General features: G+C 64.3%; 17 protein-coding genes. 7 read left to right on the top strand and 10 right to left on the bottom strand.

All coding sequences use genetic code 11. From position 1 onward, the window contains the following. Positions 1 to 209 precede the first annotated feature (209 nt). From chlG to BUA05_RS03420, 5 genes are read left to right on the top strand one after another with little or no spacing between them, the layout of a single operon-like run. Entirely contained in the window at positions 210 to 1,136 is a 927-nt protein-coding gene (gene chlG, locus BUA05_RS03400; protein ID WP_072673245.1) for a chlorophyll synthase ChlG, read from the top strand. After that, complete coding sequence (locus tag BUA05_RS03405) at positions 1,136 to 2,497, top strand: BCD family MFS transporter (RefSeq protein ID WP_072673246.1); 1,362 nt, start codon at positions 1,136 to 1,138, stop codon at positions 2,495 to 2,497. The genes chlG and BUA05_RS03405 overlap by 1 nt, the downstream gene beginning before the upstream one ends. After that, positions 2,494 to 3,690 carry a geranylgeranyl diphosphate reductase gene (locus tag BUA05_RS03410; protein WP_072673247.1) on the top strand — a complete coding sequence of 399 codons (1,197 nt, stop codon included), beginning with the start codon at positions 2,494 to 2,496 and terminating at the stop codon, positions 3,688 to 3,690. Before BUA05_RS03405 ends, BUA05_RS03410 begins: the two co-directional genes overlap by 4 nt. A gap of 12 nt (positions 3,691 to 3,702) precedes the next feature. Continuing rightward, a complete protein-coding gene (locus BUA05_RS03415; protein WP_072673248.1) occupies positions 3,703 to 4,185 on the top strand; it encodes a TspO/MBR family protein in 483 nt (160 codons plus the stop codon). 10 nt (positions 4,186 to 4,195) lie between these two features. Then, positions 4,196 to 4,459 carry a hypothetical protein gene (locus tag BUA05_RS03420; protein WP_086616510.1) on the top strand — a complete coding sequence of 88 codons (264 nt, stop codon included), beginning with the start codon at positions 4,196 to 4,198 and terminating at the stop codon, positions 4,457 to 4,459. Positions 4,460 to 4,672: 213 nt separating this feature from the next. Here the strand turns inward: BUA05_RS03420 and pufM are convergent, their stop codons facing one another. The 9 genes from pufM to BUA05_RS03465 all read right to left on the bottom strand — a co-directional run bounded on the left by pufM (position 4,673) and on the right by BUA05_RS03465 (position 13,466). Beyond that, a complete protein-coding gene (gene pufM / locus BUA05_RS03425; protein ID WP_072673249.1) occupies positions 4,673 to 5,644 on the bottom strand; it encodes a photosynthetic reaction center subunit M in 972 nt (323 codons plus the stop codon). 14 nt (positions 5,645 to 5,658) lie between these two features. After that, on the bottom strand, positions 5,659 to 6,483 hold the full coding sequence (gene pufL, locus BUA05_RS03430; protein WP_072673250.1) for a photosynthetic reaction center subunit L: 825 nt from the start codon (positions 6,481 to 6,483) through the stop codon (positions 5,659 to 5,661). A 98-nt stretch (positions 6,484 to 6,581) separates the two neighbouring features. Then, positions 6,582 to 6,776 carry a light-harvesting antenna LH1, alpha subunit gene (gene pufA, locus BUA05_RS03435; protein WP_072673251.1) on the bottom strand — a complete coding sequence of 65 codons (195 nt, stop codon included), beginning with the start codon at positions 6,774 to 6,776 and terminating at the stop codon, positions 6,582 to 6,584. Positions 6,777 to 6,852: 76 nt separating this feature from the next. After that, positions 6,853 to 7,011 (bottom strand): light-harvesting antenna LH1, beta subunit, encoded by a 159-nt coding sequence (gene pufB / locus BUA05_RS03440; RefSeq protein ID WP_072673252.1) that lies wholly within the window; start codon positions 7,009 to 7,011, stop codon positions 6,853 to 6,855. A gap of 168 nt (positions 7,012 to 7,179) precedes the next feature. Beyond that, a complete protein-coding gene (gene bchZ / locus BUA05_RS03445) occupies positions 7,180 to 8,625 on the bottom strand; it encodes a chlorophyllide a reductase subunit Z (RefSeq protein ID WP_072673253.1) in 1,446 nt (481 codons plus the stop codon). A 67-nt stretch (positions 8,626 to 8,692) separates the two neighbouring features. Next, positions 8,693 to 10,258 (bottom strand): chlorophyllide a reductase subunit Y, encoded by a 1,566-nt coding sequence (gene bchY, locus BUA05_RS03450; RefSeq protein ID WP_072673306.1) that lies wholly within the window; start codon positions 10,256 to 10,258, stop codon positions 8,693 to 8,695. A 5-nt stretch (positions 10,259 to 10,263) separates the two neighbouring features. Next, positions 10,264 to 11,268 carry a chlorophyllide a reductase iron protein subunit X gene (locus BUA05_RS03455; protein WP_072673254.1) on the bottom strand — a complete coding sequence of 335 codons (1,005 nt, stop codon included), beginning with the start codon at positions 11,266 to 11,268 and terminating at the stop codon, positions 10,264 to 10,266. Beyond that, entirely contained in the window at positions 11,268 to 12,215 is a 948-nt protein-coding gene (gene bchC / locus BUA05_RS03460; RefSeq protein ID WP_072673255.1) for a chlorophyll synthesis pathway protein BchC, read from the bottom strand. Before bchC ends, BUA05_RS03455 begins: the two co-directional genes overlap by 1 nt. 126 nt (positions 12,216 to 12,341) lie before the next feature. Then, the gene (locus BUA05_RS03465) at positions 12,342 to 13,466 is read right to left on the bottom strand and encodes a methyltransferase (protein WP_072673256.1); all 1,125 of its coding nucleotides are present in this window, start codon (positions 13,464 to 13,466) and stop codon (positions 12,342 to 12,344) included. 113 nt (positions 13,467 to 13,579) lie between these two features. Here BUA05_RS03465 and crtD point away from each other — a divergent pair, with 113 nt between their 5' ends. Together crtD and BUA05_RS03475 are read left to right on the top strand one after the other, a co-directional pair. Continuing rightward, entirely contained in the window at positions 13,580 to 15,124 is a 1,545-nt protein-coding gene (gene crtD / locus BUA05_RS03470; protein ID WP_425429511.1) for a 1-hydroxycarotenoid 3,4-desaturase CrtD, read from the top strand. A gap of 23 nt (positions 15,125 to 15,147) precedes the next feature. Further along, on the top strand, positions 15,148 to 15,963 hold the full coding sequence (locus tag BUA05_RS03475; RefSeq protein ID WP_072673258.1) for a hydroxyneurosporene dehydrogenase: 816 nt from the start codon (positions 15,148 to 15,150) through the stop codon (positions 15,961 to 15,963). A 468-nt stretch (positions 15,964 to 16,431) separates the two neighbouring features. Here the strand turns inward: BUA05_RS03475 and BUA05_RS14675 are convergent, their stop codons facing one another. Then, positions 16,432 to 16,596, bottom strand: coding sequence for a hypothetical protein (locus BUA05_RS14675; protein WP_158093685.1), 165 nt, complete (start codon positions 16,594 to 16,596; stop codon positions 16,432 to 16,434). Position 16,597: the final 1 nt, after the last annotated feature.

Raw genomic sequence — 16,597 nt, forward strand, 5'->3', positions numbered from 1 at the left:
GGAACCGGCCCGTGGCACAGGTCTGGTGCGACTCAGGCCGCCCGAACCCTCGAATCACTGCGATTTGTCTGCTTGTCCAGCCCGGTTGTGTCCCGGATTGGACACCCATGGCCGATCCAGGGCAAAAAAAGACGTCAAAATCGGGCTTGTCCGATTGAATAGTGTCAAAATAAATTGACGCTTTGCATTGTCAGGCATAGCCTTGGTTTATGGAACATTCGGTGTCCTCGACTCGCTCCGCGCCCGTTCCGGCGGCGCGTCCCAGGCTGCGCCCCAAGCCGCGCGATGTGTTGCAGCTTCTTAAACCGATCACCTGGTTCCCGCCGATGTGGGCCTTCATGTGCGGGGCGGTATCGTCCGGCGCGGGATTGGACGGGCGCTGGTGGTTCGTGGCGGGCGGCGTTTTGCTGGCCGGGCCTTTGGTCTGCGGCACCAGTCAGGCGGTGAACGACTGGTTTGATCGCCATGTCGATGCCATCAACGAGCCTGACCGGCCGATCCCCTCGGGCCGGATCCCCGGTCGCTGGGGGCTTTATATCGCAATCATCGCGAGCCTTGTCTCGGCGGCGGTGGGCTGGTTGCTCGGCCCGATCGTGTTCGTTGCTGCGCTGATCGGCCTCGCCTTCGCATGGGCCTATTCGGCGCCGCCGTTCCGCTTCAAGGCCAACGGCATGCTCGGTCCGCTGGTGTGCGGGCTGACCTATGAAGGGCTGAGCTGGTTCACCGGCGCTGCCGTGATGCTGGGCGCGATGCCGTCTGTCGAGGTGGTGATCATCTTGTTCATGTATTCACTCGGCGCGCACGGAATCATGGTTCTCAATGATTTCAAGGCGGTCGAAGGTGACCGCCAGACGGGCCTCACATCGCTGCCGGTGGTGATGGGGGTCGAGGTGGCGGCGCGGTTTGCCTGCATCACCATGGCCTCTGCACAGATCGTGGTGATCGCGCTGCTGGCACTGTGGGGCTATGGCCTGTCGGCCTTGATCGTGACCGGGGTGCTGGCCGCGCAGATCGCCGCCATGCCGCGGCTGATCGGCGATCCGGCAAAATATGCGCCCTGGTATAACGGTGTGGGCGTGACGCTGTATGTGCTGGGGATGCTGGCATCGGCGCTGGGCCTCGGAGGCTATATCTGATGCATGCCCCGCTCGCCTCTCCTCCTGCAGAGGCGGGGAATGCCGGTTTTGGCTGGCTGGCGATTGCCCGGATCGGGCTGGTTCAGGCCTCGATCGGCGCGCTGGTGATGCTGGCGACTACGGTGCTGAACCGGGTGATGGTGGTCGAACTGGGGCTGCTGGCGGCGATACCGGCAGGGCTGGTGGCGTGGCACTATGCCGTGCAACTTGGCCGCCCGCTGTGGGGTCATGCCTCGGACAAAGGCAATAACCGGACCAAATGGATCATCGGCGGCGTGGCGGTGCTGGCCGCTGGGGCGTTGCTGGCGACGCAGGCGACGGTGCTGATCGCGACATCTTTCGTGCCCGGTTTTGCGCTGGCGGTGCTGGCCTATACGCTGATCGGTGCAGGCGTTGGGGCAGGCGGGACGTCGGCGTTGGCGTTGCTCGCATCGGGCGTTGCGCCGCAGCGGCGGGCGGCGGCGGCGGCGGTGACGTGGATCATGATGGTCGCCGGGATCGTCAGTTCGGCCTTCGCTGTCAGTCCGTTGATCGAACCCTTCACCTACGAGCGGTTGGTGGTGGTGGCAGGCGGGCTGGCGCTGGTGATGGTGACGCTGACGGTGCTCGCCACTTTCCGTCTGGAACGGCAGGCAGGCCGGTTTGGCAATGCGGCCAAGGATCTGGCCACGCCCGATTTCCGGGCCGCGCTTTCGGAAATCTGGCACGAACCTGCCGCGCGGCGCTTCACAATCTTCATCTTCGTGTCGATGATCGCCTTTTCCATGCAGGATCTGATCCTTGAACCCTTTGCGGGCCTGATCTTCGGCATGTCGCCGGGCGAATCGACCAAATTGGGCGGGCAGCATCAAGGCGGCATTCTGCTGGGCATGATCATCACCGGGATCGGCGGCAGCGCCTTTTCGGGAAAGCGGCCCGATGGCTTGCGCATCTGGGTGGTGGGCGGCTGCGTCGCCTCCGCTATTGCGCTGGGCGCGCTTGGAGTGGCCGCGATCAATGGTCCGCCCTGGCCGCTCGGCATCAATGTCTTCATCCTCGGCCTCGGCAATGGCGTGTTCGCCGTGGCCGCGATCGGCGCGATGATGGGGCTGGCAGGCGCGGGGGAGAACACCCGCGAAGGCGTGAGAATGGGTGTTTGGGGCGCTTCGCAGGCCATTGCCTTCGGATTGGGCGGCCTGACCGGCGCGGTCGGGGTTGATCTGGCGCGCAGCACCCTGGTTGACGATGGCGCGGCGTTCCAGCTGGTCTTCAGTATCGAGGCTGCCGCGTTTCTGCTCGCCGCTGTTCTGGCGGTCAAAGCAACAGGAGCGGCTGCCATGCGCGCGGGCGTTCAAGAGGTTAAGAGGGAGGTCTTCGCATGAACCAGACTATCTATGATGCGGTCATCATCGGCGGTGGCCCGTCCGGCGCGACTGCGGCGACAGATCTCGCCCTGGCAGGCCATTCGGTGCTGCTGATCGAGCGCGGCGGGCGGATCAAGCCCTGCGGCGGCGCAATCCCGCCGCGGCTGCTGGCCGATTTTGATATTCCGCAAAGCCTGCTGGTGGCCAAGGCGCGTTCGGCCCGCATGATCGCGCCTTCGGGCCGGGCGGTCGATATGCCGGTGGGCGAAATCGGCTATGTCGGGATGGTCGACCGCGACGAATTCGACGAAGCCTTGCGTGAACGTGCGCGCCATTCCGGGGCCGAACGCCTGACCGCCACCTTCGAGAAGATCGAGCGCGATGACGAAGCGCATCCGATCGTCACCTTCCGCCGCGCCCGCGGGGGCCCGATCGAAAGCGTGCGGGCACGCGTAGTAATCGGCGCGGACGGGGCGCGTTCGGCGGTGGCCAAGCAGTGCCTGCCGGGCGCCGAGCGGGTGCCTTGTGTCTTTGCCTATCACGAAATCATCAAGTCGCCCGAACAGAACACCGATGCCTTCGATGCCTCGCGCTGCGACGTCTTCTATCAGGGCCGTCTGTCACCCGATTTCTATGCCTGGGTGTTCCCGCATGGGGATACCGCGAGCATCGGGGTGGGCAGCGCCAACAAGGGCTTTTCGCTGCGGGGCGCGATCGCGACCATGCGCGATGATCTGGGGCTGGAACGCTGCCAGACCGTGCGCCGCGAAGGCGCGCCGATCCCGCTCAAACCGCTGAAGCGCTGGGACAATGGTGCCGACGTGATCGTTGCCGGGGATGCTGCGGGGATTGTCGCCCCGGCATCGGGTGAAGGGATCTTTTACGCCATGGTCGGCGGGCGCCTGGTGGGCGAGGCAGCCGGTGCGTTTCTCAAGACCGGGGATGCCAAGCAGCTGAGAACCGCCCGCAAGAAGTTCATGCGCGAACACGGCATGGTGTTCCGGGTGCTGGGGGTGATGCAGTATTTCTGGTATTCGTCCGACAAGCGCCGCGAGCGGTTTGTGACCATGTGCGATGACAAGGACGTGCAGGAACTGACCTGGCAAGCCTATATGCACAAGAAGCTGGTGCGCGCGAAACCGATGGCGCACGTGAAGATCTTCCTCAAGGATACTGCGCACCTGCTAGGCTTGAGGCCCGCAACGCGCTAGACCGGCATTCGTATGAACCGGATGATGATCTTTCCCGTCACGGTTGCGACCGTGGCGGCCGTGTGTGTCGCTGCGCTTGGGGCGACCATAACCGATCTTGGGCCGTGGTATCAGGCGCTGGAGAAGCCGGGCTGGAATCCGCCCGATCTGGTGTTCCCGATGGGCTGGACGCTGATTTATGCGCTGATCACGATTTCCGGGATCACCGCATGGCGGGCCGCGCCCACCGCTGCGAAATCCGAATGGGTGATCATGCTGTTTGCGCTGAACGGCTTTCTCAACATCACCTGGAGCCTGATCTTCTTCCGCATGCAGCGCCCTGATTGGGCCTTTATCGAGCTGATCGGCCTGTGGCTGTCGATCCTTGTTCTGATCATCTATTGCGGGCGTTTCTCGCGGACGGCGGCAGCGTTGCTGGTGCCTTACCTTGGCTGGGTCAGCTTTGCCGGGGCGCTCAACTGGGCGGTGGTGCAGCTGAACGCGCCGTTCGGCTGAGGCCGGAGCGATGGAGTGGCTGTTTGCCTCTGGCCACGCGGCTGATCTGATCCTGGGCGTGCTGGTGATCGAGGCCGCATGGCTGCGCCTTGGGCGCGGCTGGGGCTGGGGCGCGATGGTCCGATTGCTTGGCCCGGCGGCGCTGATCGTGCTGGGCCTGCGGGCGGCATTGACCGGCATGGACTGGTGGTGGATTGCGCTGCCGCTCGCCTTGTCGTTGCCGCTGCATCTGATGGACTTGCGCGTGCGGCTGGCGGCGCGGGCCGACCGCTAGGGCAGTTGCCCAACAGATCAACCGCTCTGACTTTTTGAATTGCCGCGAATTCAGGCGCGCGCAGTGTTTACCCTGTGTTCGACTTCGTTCCGGACGCCTTCCCACCGCCCTATCTGAAACGCCCAAACGAAAACCCGGCCTGGCCATGGGGCCAAGCCGGGCTTTCTTGGATGCCAGGTGGCAAGCAGCCGGGCCGCATGGCCCGGCCTGCCCTTACTGCCCGGTCGAGCCTGCGATTGCGCCGCTCGGATCGTAGTTGAAGGTTTCGGGAGCGTAGTAATGCTCCTGCGCCCACAGATACCAGTTGTCGACCACGGTTCCAGTGATCAGGATGCCGATCCCGCCGGTCAGCGTGGTCAGCACCGCAAACCACCAGGCCCAGCGGTGGATCGATTCGAAGGTGGCATTGAAGCCCATCACCCAGCGCCAGAACAGTGCACCGCGTTCGGCTGCGGTTCCGCGGTCGGTGATCTGCTCGATCTCGCGTTCCCCGCCATAGCGGCCGAGCGCAAGGATGGTTGCCCCGTGCATCGCGAACAGAACTGCCGAACCATACAGGAAGACGATCGAGAGCGCGTGGAACGGATTGTAGAACAGGTTCCCGTAACGCAGCGAGAAATTGTTCGTCCAGTCGAGGTGGCTGAAGATGCCATAGGGCACCGCTTCCGACCAGTCGCCCAGCAGCATCGGGCGGATGAAGCCCAGTACCAGGAACAGCCAGATCGCCGATGCGAAGGCCCAGGGGATATGCATGCCCATGCCCAGCGCCTTGGCGCGGGTATAGGTGCGTGCCCACCAGGTCAGCACTGCGATGGTCAGGAACGCGCCGGCCATGATGAACCAGCCGCCTTCATTGAGTGGGACAAACGGGCTGAAGCCATATTCCGGCCCCGGCGGGTCAAGCGAGAGCCAGAAGAACTCGCGCATGAAGGTCTGCGGGCTCCATCCGGCCTGCGCCCAGAAGTTGAGCCCGATGATCATGATGGCCGCTGCCCCGAAAGTCAGCGAGATCGTGCCCAGCAGTCCGAGATAGATCGGCCCGATCTGTGCCTGCCCGATCTTGCCGAGCCAGTAGTTGTGCCCGGTCAGCTCAACCCGGCCTTCGCTCCCGTCGAGGTGCGGGACGCCCATTTCGGGCGGCCCTGTCACTTGCACCTGGGTGAAGATATTTTGATATGTCGCCATGGTTCAGGTGCTCCTTACGACCAGATCGGGATCTTCTTCCAGAAATCCCAGAATTCGATCCAGCTGCCGACATACAGAGTGCCGGAAATGACGATGCAGATGGCGCTCCAGAACCCCGCATTGAGCGCGAGGAAGAGCCCCACCCGGTGAATGCCGAGCGTGCCGACCGAATAGCCGATGAAGTCCCGGAAATAGGTGTCTTCATATTCCGGCGTCTTCACGTCGGTTCCGCCGGTCGGGTTGACCGCCGAAAGCACCAGGCCGCCATGCAGCGCGAGCGCGAGACAGTTCGTGAAGAAGAACGTGATCGCGAGCATGTGCACGGGGTTGTAGTGGAAATTGCCGAAGGCGTAGCCCACGTTGGAAACCCAATCGAGGTGCGTCCAGATCCCGTAAGGGAAGCCGTTGCCCCAAGCGCCCATCCACAAGGGCCGGATGACGTTGAGCGTGACATAGGCGAACACGGCGACGCCAAAGGCGATCGGGACGTGATAGCTCATGCCCAGCTTGCGCGAGATTTCCGCCTGGCGGAGCACCCACGAACTGAAGGCGACCACCGCGCATGCGGTGATGACTTGCCAGTATCCGCCCTCACTGAGGGGGGCGAATGCCAGACCGGCTTCAATCGATGGTGGATTGATCGAGATCAGCCAGGGGTTGAGGGTCGGACCCTGGGCGGCGGCGGCGAAAATCAGCGCCGTGCCAAGCAACGCACTGATTGCCGTCGTCACTCCAAAGAATCCGACATAAAACGGCCCGACCCAGAAGTCGAAAAGGTCTCCGCCGATTAATGTACCACCGCGTACGCGGTATTTCCGCTCGAAACTAAGGAGCGCCATAAGTCCATCCTCCCCACCTGTGCGGTGGGTGCTTGAATTGCCGAAAGAATGTTAGGAGGCAGGCAGGCGAACCTGCCCCCTCACAATTCGAGCAGGTACTATCCCGCCGCCGGAGCTTCCGACGATTCGATAGCGGCCTGCACCGGCGCGGGTGCGCCAGGAGCGCGCTCGAGCCAGTTGTAGCGATCCGTGCTGAGCAGGATGAAGTGGATGGTGAACGCCAGCACGGCGAGACCAACATGCAGCGCAACCAGGGCGCGGCGGATGTCAAAATAGAACCAGATTCTCCACATGGGAAAATTCCTTTCTTGAGAAGGCGATCAGACAATCACCGGAATGCCGGAAGGCAGCCGGTAAGGTTTTGTCAGATCAGCCGAACCAGGGCTTGTAAGCCCACATCAAGGCATGAGCGACCAGTGCGATCGCCACATAGAGGACGAAAGTCCCCATGAAGCCCTTGTGGATTTCCTGAGCCTCTTCGGGCGTCAGGTAAGTCCCGACGCGTTCTCCGGGAGTCGGATCAGCCATAAGTATGTCTCCGTTCAGTTGGGTGTGATTGGGAGCCCGAAGGCCCCCGTCGGCATCCCCGCGTGATCCCCCACGTGGATTGGAGAGCCCCCTTGCGGGGGGCATTGGAGAGCGCGGTTGCGGCAATGGGCCACAATCGCGCATTCAAATCTGGGCGGCGCATGGTCATCATGCGGTTGCCCCTTCCAGCAGCGCCTCTTCGAGGCAGTCTGCGGTAACGATCGCCTCGCCGCGCTGGCGTGCGGCCCGTTCGGCCGCGTCGCGCAACCGCTTGGCGGCGGAAATGCGGATCAGCACCGGCTGGGCTTCAACCAGACTATCGAGCCGTGCCTTGGCGTCATTGTCCCAGGTCAGTTCGGCCAAGCTGCGCGCCGGGGTCGGATCGACCTTGTCCATCTCGGTGCCGAGCGGCAGGATGTGGAACAGCGCATCGAACAGCGCATTGCACACTTCCTGCACCAGATAGGTTGCCCCGCCATAGCCCATGAACGGCGTGCCGGTGTGGCGGCGGATCGCGGCGCCGGGGAAGCTTGCCGGAATATACATTCCGCGCGCGCCGCATTCGGCCATGTACATGCGTTCATTATAACTGCCGAACATCACCAGCGGCGGGTTGGCGTAGATCGCGGCGCGCACTTCCTCGTTCACCGGCTTCACCCCTGCGCAGCGCGAAAACGCGAAGTTGCAGGGCAGGCCCATGTCGTCTTCAAGGAAGTGGCGGATGCCGCGCGCATAGGTTTCATTGGCAACGATGCCGAAGCTTGCGGTGCCGAAGAAATCCTGCGTGACTGAGCGCCACAGATCCCACAAGGGCTTGATCGTGGTGTGCTTTTCGCGCTCGATGAAGGGTTCCGGGTCAAGGCCCAGTTCGGCCCCCAGCGCGCGCAGGAACTTGGTGGTCTGCGACAGGCCGACGGGGGCCTGAAAATAGGGCCGCTCCAGCGTTTCGCACAGGTTCCGGCCAAATTCGCGGTACATGCAGACATTGGCGTCCGAGGTCGCCAGATCGCGGATATCGGCAAGGTGGCTGCCCAGCGGGAACACCATGCCCACCTCCGCGCCGATGCCTTCGATCAGGCGGCGGATCTCGGCCAGATCGGATGGCATGTTGAACATGCCATAGGACGGCCCGATGATGTTGACGCGGGGCTTTTCGCCTTCGCGGCGCTCACGCTTGGCCGGCATTTTCTTGGGGCCGAATTCGGTCCACAGCCAGGTCAGCGCACGATCAGCCGATTGCCACTGGTCTTCATCAATGGTGCGCGGCAGGAAGCGCTTGATATTGGTGCCTTCGGGCGTCACGCCGCCGCCGATCATCTCGGCGATCGAGCCGGTGACGACCACGCAGGGCAGTTCGGGATCGAGCGTTTGCCATGCGCGCTTCATTGCCCCTTCGGTGCCGGTCTTGCCGAGCTCTTCCTCAGCCAGCCCGGTGACGACGATCGGCAGTTCATGCGGGGGCAGGGCGTCGGTATAGTGCAGCACCGAAGTCACCGGCAGGTTTTCGCAACCCACGGGGCCATCGATGATGACCTGAAGGCCCTTCACCGCGGTGAAGACATAGGTGGCGCCCCAGTAGCCGCCTGCCCTGTCGTGATCGAGAACCAAGGTCATGCCTTACCTCCCGCGCAAGGTGATGAGAGCACGACCAAACCAGAAACACCGTGATCGAGAACGAGGGTCATGTGCCGATCGCCTCCGATGCCTTGCGCGCTGCCTCGTTCAAGGCGGCGTATTTCTTGCGGAACTTGGGCCTGTCGACCGGGGTTTCTTCCCACACGCCCGCGGCATGTTCGGTGCCGACGCCTTCGAAGAAGTCGCGCATCGCATCAAAGCGGGTCTTGTTCGCCATCGCCGCATTGATCACCGTGGCAAGGCTGCCGGCGCCCGCCGGGCCCATCAGTGGCCGGGCCGAGATGAGGTTGGTGAAGTAGAGCGAGGGGATCGCTTTCGACTTCGCGTATTGCACCACCGGGGTGGTGCCGATCGCGAGATCGGGGCGGTATTCCTCGACCGCGGCAATATCCTGTTCAAGGCTGGCGCGGAACTGCACATGCACACCGCGCGCCTCCAGCCATTCGCGGTCGGGGTCCGACCACTTCGTCTTGGGGCAGGCGCTGCCGACATAGGCAACATCGGCCCCGCTTTCGACCAGCAAGCGGGCGACAAGCAGTTCCGAGCCTTCATAGCCGGAAACCGTGATCCGGCCCTTGATCGGCATCTTGGCGAGCGCGCCCTTGCAGGCGCCGATCATCGCGTTCTTGACGCCGTCGACCTTGTCCTGCGGCAAGCCCAGCGTGTCGCCGATGGCCTGCAACCACGCCGCCGTGCCATCCGCGCCGACGGGGGCCGAACCGATGATCGGACGGCCTGCGGCTTCGAATTCGCGGATGCTGGCGGTGTAGAACGGGTGGATCGCGGCGACCACGGCGCAATCGAGCGCGGCGTAAAGTTCACGCCATTCGCGGGTCGGTACCACCGGCCCGGCAGCAAGGCCGAGCGGTTCGAGCATCTGTCCGATCACCACCGGATCGGCCGGGAACATCTCGCCCAGCAGCGTGACCGTTGGCTTGTCGGTGCGTTCGCGCGGAGCGGCAACCGGGCCGGCCTTCACTTCTTCGCGGGCATATTGCAGCATTGCGCCGGCCAGCACGTCCTTGGCCTCGGCATGGGTCGGAATGCCGAAACCCGGCACGTCGATGCCGATGATCCGCACACCGTTGATATCCTTCTTGAGCAGCCGCAGCGGCACGCCGCTGGCGGTCGGCACGCAAAGGTTGGTAACGATGATCGCATCGTAAAGTTCAGGATCGGCGAGGTTTTCGACCGCTTCCTTGATATCCTCGAACAGCTTGCCGGTGACCAGCGTTTCGCTGGAGAAGGGCACATAGCCGACCGTCCGCCGCGCGCCGTAGAAATGCGAGGTGAAGGTCAGGCCATAGACGCAGCAGGCCGAGCCTGAGAGCACGGTCGCGGTGCGCCGCATTCTCAGGCCCACCCTAAGCGATCCGAAGGCCGGACACATTGATTGCGGCTGGTCATGCGGGCCGGCTTGCGGATCGACCGGATAATCGGCGGCATAGCGATCGAGAATGTCGCTCTTGCCCGCAGCGCGCGCGGCTTCGAGCATGGTGTCCTTGCCGCCGTGGCAGCCGGAGCCGGTGTCTGCGGGCACACCCTCAGGAGCAGCGGAAAGATCGATCCGGTCCGGGGCGCGTGAGGCGTCTTGGGGGGTGAGATCGTCCATCGCCATTACGCCTCGTCGTAGACCACTTCGAGGCTTTCGCGGGTTTCGAACACGCCGCCGCGCATGTCGGCCTGGGTCGCAGGGACCAGTTCGACATTGCCGCCGGTCACGTCGGCGCTGAACAGGCCAAGCAAGCCGTCCTGCGTCAGCGGCGCGGGGCGCACTGGTGGCGCGGTGGCGACATTTTCGGCCAGTTCCTCGAACAGGCTGCCCCATTCGCCACCGGGCATGCCGATGATCTGGTAATTCGCGCTCTTGCGGCGGATGTCCTCATTCGCGGGGATCGCGGTGAGCACCGGAATGCCTACGGCTTCCGCGAAGGCATGGGCCTCGCCCGTGCCGTCGTCCTTGTTGATGATCATGCCGGCCACGCCGACATTGCCGCCCATCTTGCGGAAATATTCGACCGCCTGACACACATTGTTGGCGACGTAGAGCGATTGCAGGTCGTTCGATCCGACCACGATCACCTTCTGGCACATGTCGCGGGCAATCGGCAGGCCGAACCCGCCGCACACCACATCGCCAAGGAAATCGAGCAGGACGTAATCGAATCCCCAATCATGGAAGCCGAGCTTTTCGAGCGTTTCGAACCCGTGGATGATACCGCGACCGCCGCAGCCACGGCCGACTTCGGGGCCGCCCAGCTCCATCGCGAACACGCCGTCGCGCTGGAAGCAGACATCTTCGATCCGCACTTCCTCGCCCGCGAGTTTCTTCTTCGACGATGTTTCGATGATCGAAGGCGTCGCCTTGCCGCCGAACAGCAGGCTGGTGGTGTCGGACTTGGGATCGCAGCCGATCAGCAGCACGCGCTTGCCCTGCTGCGCCATCATGTAGCTGAGGTTGGCGAGGGCAAAGCTCTTGCCCGAACCACCCTTGCCGTAGATCGCGATGATCTGCGTTTCCTTGGTCACCTCACCAGTGTGAACCGGATCCGGTTCGTGGCCCGCTTCGTCGCGCAGCGAGGCGGCCTGGTCTTCCAGAGTGCGGGTTTCGAGTATCGACATTAGCAATCGCTCCAATCGAGAACCATCTTGAGACAACCGGGATCGGTAAAAGCCTGCGGATAGGCTTCGGTCGCCTCGACCGCCGGGCGGCGGTTCGTGACCAGCCCTTTGAGATCGAGACGTCCGCATTCGATAAGCGCGCGGGTTTCGGCGAGGTCGCCGGGCTGCCATTCGGCCGCAACGCGGAAATGGGCTTCCTTCATGAACGCCGCCGGGAAAGCGAAGCTGACCCGGTCGGAATAGAAGCCCGCCAGCACGATCTCGCCACCCTTGGCGAGTCGCATGATCAGCGTATCGATCAGATTGGCATCGCCGCTGGCATCATAGATCGCGTGATAATCGCGGCGATCGTCTTCCGACGGGTCGATGGCGTCGTAACCGATGGCACCGGCGCGGCGCGCGGGGTTGGTTTCCCACACCGTCGGCGGTTTTCCGCCAAGCGCGAGCGTGAGCCGCGCGATCAGGCGGCCCAGCACGCCGTGGCCGATGATGAGATCGGGCAGCGCATCGCGGTGATGAAAACCGCCCTTGATGGCGTGGAGCGCGGTCGCAGCCAGCGCGCACAGCACACCGGCATCGCCGAGATGTTCGGGGATTGGCAGGGCGCGCGCCGAAGGCACGATCACGCGCTGTGCCGTGCCGCCGAACAGGCCGCGCGCGTCGGTGTAGCAATTGGCGCCGGGAACAAACACCCAGTCACCAACCCGGGCGCGGGCATCGGGCCCGGCATCGACAATGCGGCCGACCGATTCGTAACCGGGAACAAGGGGATAACCGAGGCCGGGGAAGGGCGGCATAGTGCCGGTCCACAGCAGCTTTTCGGTGCCGGTGCTGATACCGCTCCAGGCGATATCGACGACGACGTCGGAGGCCTCCACCGGCTTCATCTCAAGCGCCCGCAGAGCGAGGCGCTCTGGTGCTTCGAGAATGACTGCCAGCGTGTTCATTGGTCTTGCTCTCCGCCCGGACTTTCGAGGCTGAAAACGCCGACTCGAAAAGTCCGTTGATACGTTCTCCCGACTGTTTGCTACGCTTTACGCTAAGGACTGTCAATTTATTTGGACAAGTTTCCCTCAGGCCCGCGCGATGATCACGCTTGCGTTGACCGGTTGCGCAGTTGCGACAGACCGAGCGCTGGCGAATCCGGCTTTTTTCGCCATGGCAATGATTTGCGCCGGGCTGCGCGGGCGGCCGGAACCCATCGCCCACAGGTAAAGCCCGAAGAACGCCTCCCCCATCGGCTCCGCACCGCGAATCTGCGCCATCGGCTCGGCGATCAGCAGCCGCGCGCCGGGGGCAAGGGAGGTGCGGATATTGGAAAGCAGCGCCTGCGCGGGTTCATCATCGTGATCGTGCAGGATCCGGATCAACGACACCATGTCATAGCCCCGGGGTATGGTATCCTTGAAGAAATTGCCCGGGTGGCCCGTCACCCGCGCCGCGCCGACCGCTTCGCCGAGCACGTCGCGGCCGGTTTCCACAACTTCGGGAAGATCGAACAGCCCCAGCTCCAGATGCGGCCAGGCCGTGCCGATCGCCTCAAGGAAGGCCCCGTGCCCGCCCCCCACATCAAGCAGCCGCTTTACCGGCCTGAACGACACCGAGGCCAGCACCTCGTCAGCAACAAAATGCTGCGATGCGGCCATAAGCTGCGAATATTCAGAGGTTTGCGTACCGCGTGTCCCCGCGCCGTGCAGCGCCCCGGCATAGGTCCAGAAGCGCGAAAGCCCGGTCGGCTCGCACCGGTCTCGACGCAGCAGGGCGACGGGATCGGCAAGGTCGGCATAGAGCAGCCGGTGGTGGCGAATCATCGCCTGCACCCCGGCATTGGCCGCAAACACCGCGCCCTGTTCGCCCAGCATCCAGCGATCCGGCCCGGCTTCTTCTGACAGCATCAGCGGGCGCGCGGCGCGCAGCAGGGTAAGGGCGGCGTCCTCGGTCAGTTCCATCCGCGCCGCAACCTCGGCGGCGCTGACTGGCCCGTCCTTCAGAATGTCGAACAATCCGCCTTCGACGCAGGCGCGCAGCACCTGCGAATAGGCAAAGCCCGCCAACAGGTTGAACGCGGCATCCGCCCGGCTGCGCGCGATCCAGCGGATCAGCGGCAGGCGCGCGGCCCAGTACTGGAAGCGGGGATTGGCGAAAACCCCGTTGCGACGGGCGATCCAGCCGGTCCGGATGGCGGTCCAATCGATCATGGACGGGAAAATTCACGGGTCATATGTCTAAACAATTGGACAGATGGACTGACAAGGTCAATGATATTGTCACTGGAATTGCTCGGGGAGGACGGGTGAGCGCGCGAGTCGCCGTGATCGGAGCCGGAATGGGCGGGCTGGTAAGCGCCGCCCTGCTGGCCGCGCGCGGCCATGATGTCACCGTGTTCGAGAAAGAGGCCTGGGTCGGCGGCAAGGCGCGGCGTGTCAGCGTCGACGGGGCCGAAATCGACGGCGGCCCGACGGTGTTCACCATGCGCGACGTGTTCGACGAGGTGTTCGCCGCCTGCGGGGCCCGGCTCGATGACCATGTCACGGCCCGCAAGGCCGAGGTTATCGCCCGCCACGCCTGGGATGCCGGCCAGCGGCTCGATCTCCATGCCGATCCCGCACGCAGCGAACAGGCCGTGGGCGATTTTGCCGGAGCGGATGCCGCGCGCGGTTATCGCGCCTTCCGCCAAGAGGCGCAGCGCATCTTCGAGGTGCTGGAAGACCCGTTCCTGCGCGGCGACAAGGCCTCCACCCCTTTCCCGATGATGTGGCGGATCGGGCCGTGGAAGATGGGTGACATGCTGGCGATGCGCCCGTTTGACCGGATGTGGAATGCGCTGGGCGAACATTTCGCCGATCCGCGCCTGCGCCAGTTGTTCGGGCGCTATGCCACCTATTGCGGATCCTCGCCCTATGCCGCGCCTGCCACGCTGATGCTGATCGCCCATGTCGAAGCGCGCGGCGTGTGGCTGATCGATGGCGGGATCCACGCGCTGGCCAAGGCGATTGCCGGGCTGGCGGAACAGCAGGGCGCGCGGGTGCGGTGCCATGCGCCGGTTGCCGCAGTCCTGACCACCAATGGCCGCACGAGCGGGGTGCGGCTGGCATCGGGCGAGGTGATCGCGGCCGATATCGTGATCTGCAACGGCGATCCCGCGGCGCTTGCCACCGGGCGTTTTGGCGATGGGCCTGTGCGCGCCGTGCCCAGGCTGTCGCCCGCCAAACGCTCGTTGTCGGCGCTGGTGTGGTATGCGCATGCCCGCACTCAGGGTTTTGATCTCAGCCATCACAACGTGTTCTTCTCGCCCGATTACGCCCGCGAATTCCGGCAGATCGGCGAAGGCGCGCCGCCGTCCGACCCCACGGTCTATGTCTGCGCGATCGATCGCGGCGCGAGCGATCACGGTTCGGCACCGGAAGGCCGCGAACGCATCCAGATCATCGTCAACGCCCCCGCCAACGGGGACACCAATGCCTATTCACCCGAGGAGAGAGAGCGATGCACCCAAGCCATGATGGCCACGCTCAGGCGTTGCGGTCTGACATTGGAAGATCCGCTGCCGCACCAGCTCATGACCCCGCAGGACTGGGAGGGGCTGTTCCCGGCCACGGGCGGCGCCCTTTATGGCAGAGCGTCGCACGGCTGGGCGGCCTCTTTCCAGCGGCAGGGGCCCAGGACCCGGCTGCCCGGTCTGTATTGCACGGGCGGGGCGACCCATCCGGCGGCTGGGGTGCCCATGGCAGCCTTGTCCGGGCAGCTGGCAGCGCGGGTGATCGGACAGGACCTCGCTTCGATGAAGCTGTCCCACCGGGCGGCTACAGCTGGTGGTATGTCGACGCGATCAGCGACGACGGGCAGCACGGGCTGACGATCATCGCCTTTCTGGGCAGCGTGTTCTCGCCCTATTACAAGCGTAGCGGGCGCGGCGATCCGCTCAACCATTGCTCGCTCAACGTGGCGCTTTACGGCCCGCAGGCGCGCTGGGCGATGACCGAGCGCGCTTCCGGCGCGGTCGAGCGTGATGCCAGCAACCTCGTGATCGGGCCAAGCTGCGTGCGCTGGGACGGCGAGGCGTTGACGATCGACATCGTTGAGGGCGACACCCGGCTGTTCGTGCCATGGCAGCGGCAGGTAACGGGCCGGGTGCGGGTCTTCCCCGAGGCGCTGAACCGCGCCGCCTTCGCGCTCGACGGGAAGGAAAGCCACATCTGGCACTGTCTTGCCCCGCGCGCGCGGATCGAGGTGGAGATGACATCGCCCGGCCTGTCGTGGAGCGGCAAGGCCTATCTCGATCACAATCGCGGGGCCGAGCCGTTGGAGCAAGGCTTCAACACCTGGCACTGGTCGCGCGCCCATCTGAACGAAGGCGCACTGGTCTGTTACGAAGGCGAGCGCGGCGATGGCTCGCTGTTCGCCAGCGCGCTCAGGTTCAGCAGGGACGGCGCGCCCGAACCGGTCGATCTGCCGCCGATCGCGCAGTTGCCGCGCAGCAAGTGGCGGATCGAGCGGCGGACCCGTTCGGATATCGGCGTGGCCGAAGTGCGCCGGACATGGGAGGATACGCCGTTCTACGCCCGTTCCGAACTCGCCTCGCGCTTTGCGGGCGAGGAGGTGGTGACGGTGCAGGAAAGCCTCGACATGCGGCGCTTTTCTGCGCCGCTGGTGCAGTTCATGCTGCCTTACCGGATGCCGCGGCGCAAGCGATAGGGCTGACCCCGCGGCCGCCGGATCGCCAACGCACGCCCCTCCGCCGGCCCGCGCCCGGCGCGTGTTGGAGACACATGAGACACTGTCCAGGAAAGGAAAACCCCCCGCCCCGATTGCGCTGGTCGAACAGCAGCAGAGGCGGGGATCACAGGACATGCGCGCCACGCTGCCGGCTTTTGCACAAGTAGGAAAGGGCTCTGCCGCGCAAGAAGCTGCGTCCGCTTTCGGGATGAGGGCTGGAGCGGGTGGATGACCGTTTGTGGGTGGTTTTCTGCCGCCCCCTCCTCGTCGCCCCGTGCTTGACACGGGGTTCGGCTTTCTTCGTTCCCGCCCTTAGTCAAAGGTAGCCAAGCCCCGTGTCAAGCACGGGGCGACGAGTTCTGGAATGTCGTAAACGGGGTCGCTTCCCGCAAGGCAGCTTTTTTCGCAGATTGACCATAAGCGGACATGCGCTGTCCGGTTCTGGCCCTACTGGGCAGGCGGCTTGCCATCCCGCTCCGCCGCTTCCTTTGCGGCCCGTTCGGCGCGGGTTTTCTTCAGCTTGCGATCCATCGACACATATTGCCACACGCCAAAGCCGATCGCGACGCCGTAGAACAGCACGATCTCGATCCAGCCCATGTCGCCCATCATG

This window comes from Erythrobacter sanguineus, assembly GCF_900143235.1.
Taxonomy (GTDB): Bacteria; Pseudomonadota; Alphaproteobacteria; order Sphingomonadales; family Sphingomonadaceae; genus Erythrobacter; species Erythrobacter sanguineus.

Coding starts and splice junctions, on each gene's coding strand:
- pufA (WP_072673251.1), bottom strand. CDS start 6,776: ATGTGGAGAATCTGGTTCTATTTTGACATCCGCCGCGCCCTGGTTGCG.
- bchC (WP_072673255.1), bottom strand. CDS start 12,215: ATGAACACGCTGGCAGTCATTCTCGAAGCACCAGAGCGCCTCGCTCTG.
- pufM (WP_072673249.1), bottom strand. CDS start 5,644: ATGGCGACATATCAAAATATCTTCACCCAGGTGCAAGTGACAGGGCCG.
- BUA05_RS14675 (WP_158093685.1), bottom strand. CDS start 16,596: ATGATGGGCGACATGGGCTGGATCGAGATCGTGCTGTTCTACGGCGTC.
- BUA05_RS03410 (WP_072673247.1), top strand. CDS start 2,494: ATGAACCAGACTATCTATGATGCGGTCATCATCGGCGGTGGCCCGTCC.
- chlG (WP_072673245.1), top strand. CDS start 210: ATGGAACATTCGGTGTCCTCGACTCGCTCCGCGCCCGTTCCGGCGGCG.
- BUA05_RS03465 (WP_072673256.1), bottom strand. CDS start 13,466: ATGATCGATTGGACCGCCATCCGGACCGGCTGGATCGCCCGTCGCAAC.
- pufB (WP_072673252.1), bottom strand. CDS start 7,011: ATGGCTGATCCGACTCCCGGAGAACGCGTCGGGACTTACCTGACGCCC.
- pufL (WP_072673250.1), bottom strand. CDS start 6,483: ATGGCGCTCCTTAGTTTCGAGCGGAAATACCGCGTACGCGGTGGTACA.
- BUA05_RS03455 (WP_072673254.1), bottom strand. CDS start 11,268: ATGTCGATACTCGAAACCCGCACTCTGGAAGACCAGGCCGCCTCGCTG.
- bchY (WP_072673306.1), bottom strand. CDS start 10,258: ATGGACGATCTCACCCCCCAAGACGCCTCACGCGCCCCGGACCGGATC.
- bchZ (WP_072673253.1), bottom strand. CDS start 8,625: ATGACCTTGGTTCTCGATCACGACAGGGCAGGCGGCTACTGGGGCGCC.
- BUA05_RS03420 (WP_086616510.1), top strand. CDS start 4,196: ATGGAGTGGCTGTTTGCCTCTGGCCACGCGGCTGATCTGATCCTGGGC.
- BUA05_RS03405 (WP_072673246.1), top strand. CDS start 1,136: ATGCATGCCCCGCTCGCCTCTCCTCCTGCAGAGGCGGGGAATGCCGGT.
- BUA05_RS03415 (WP_072673248.1), top strand. CDS start 3,703: ATGAACCGGATGATGATCTTTCCCGTCACGGTTGCGACCGTGGCGGCC.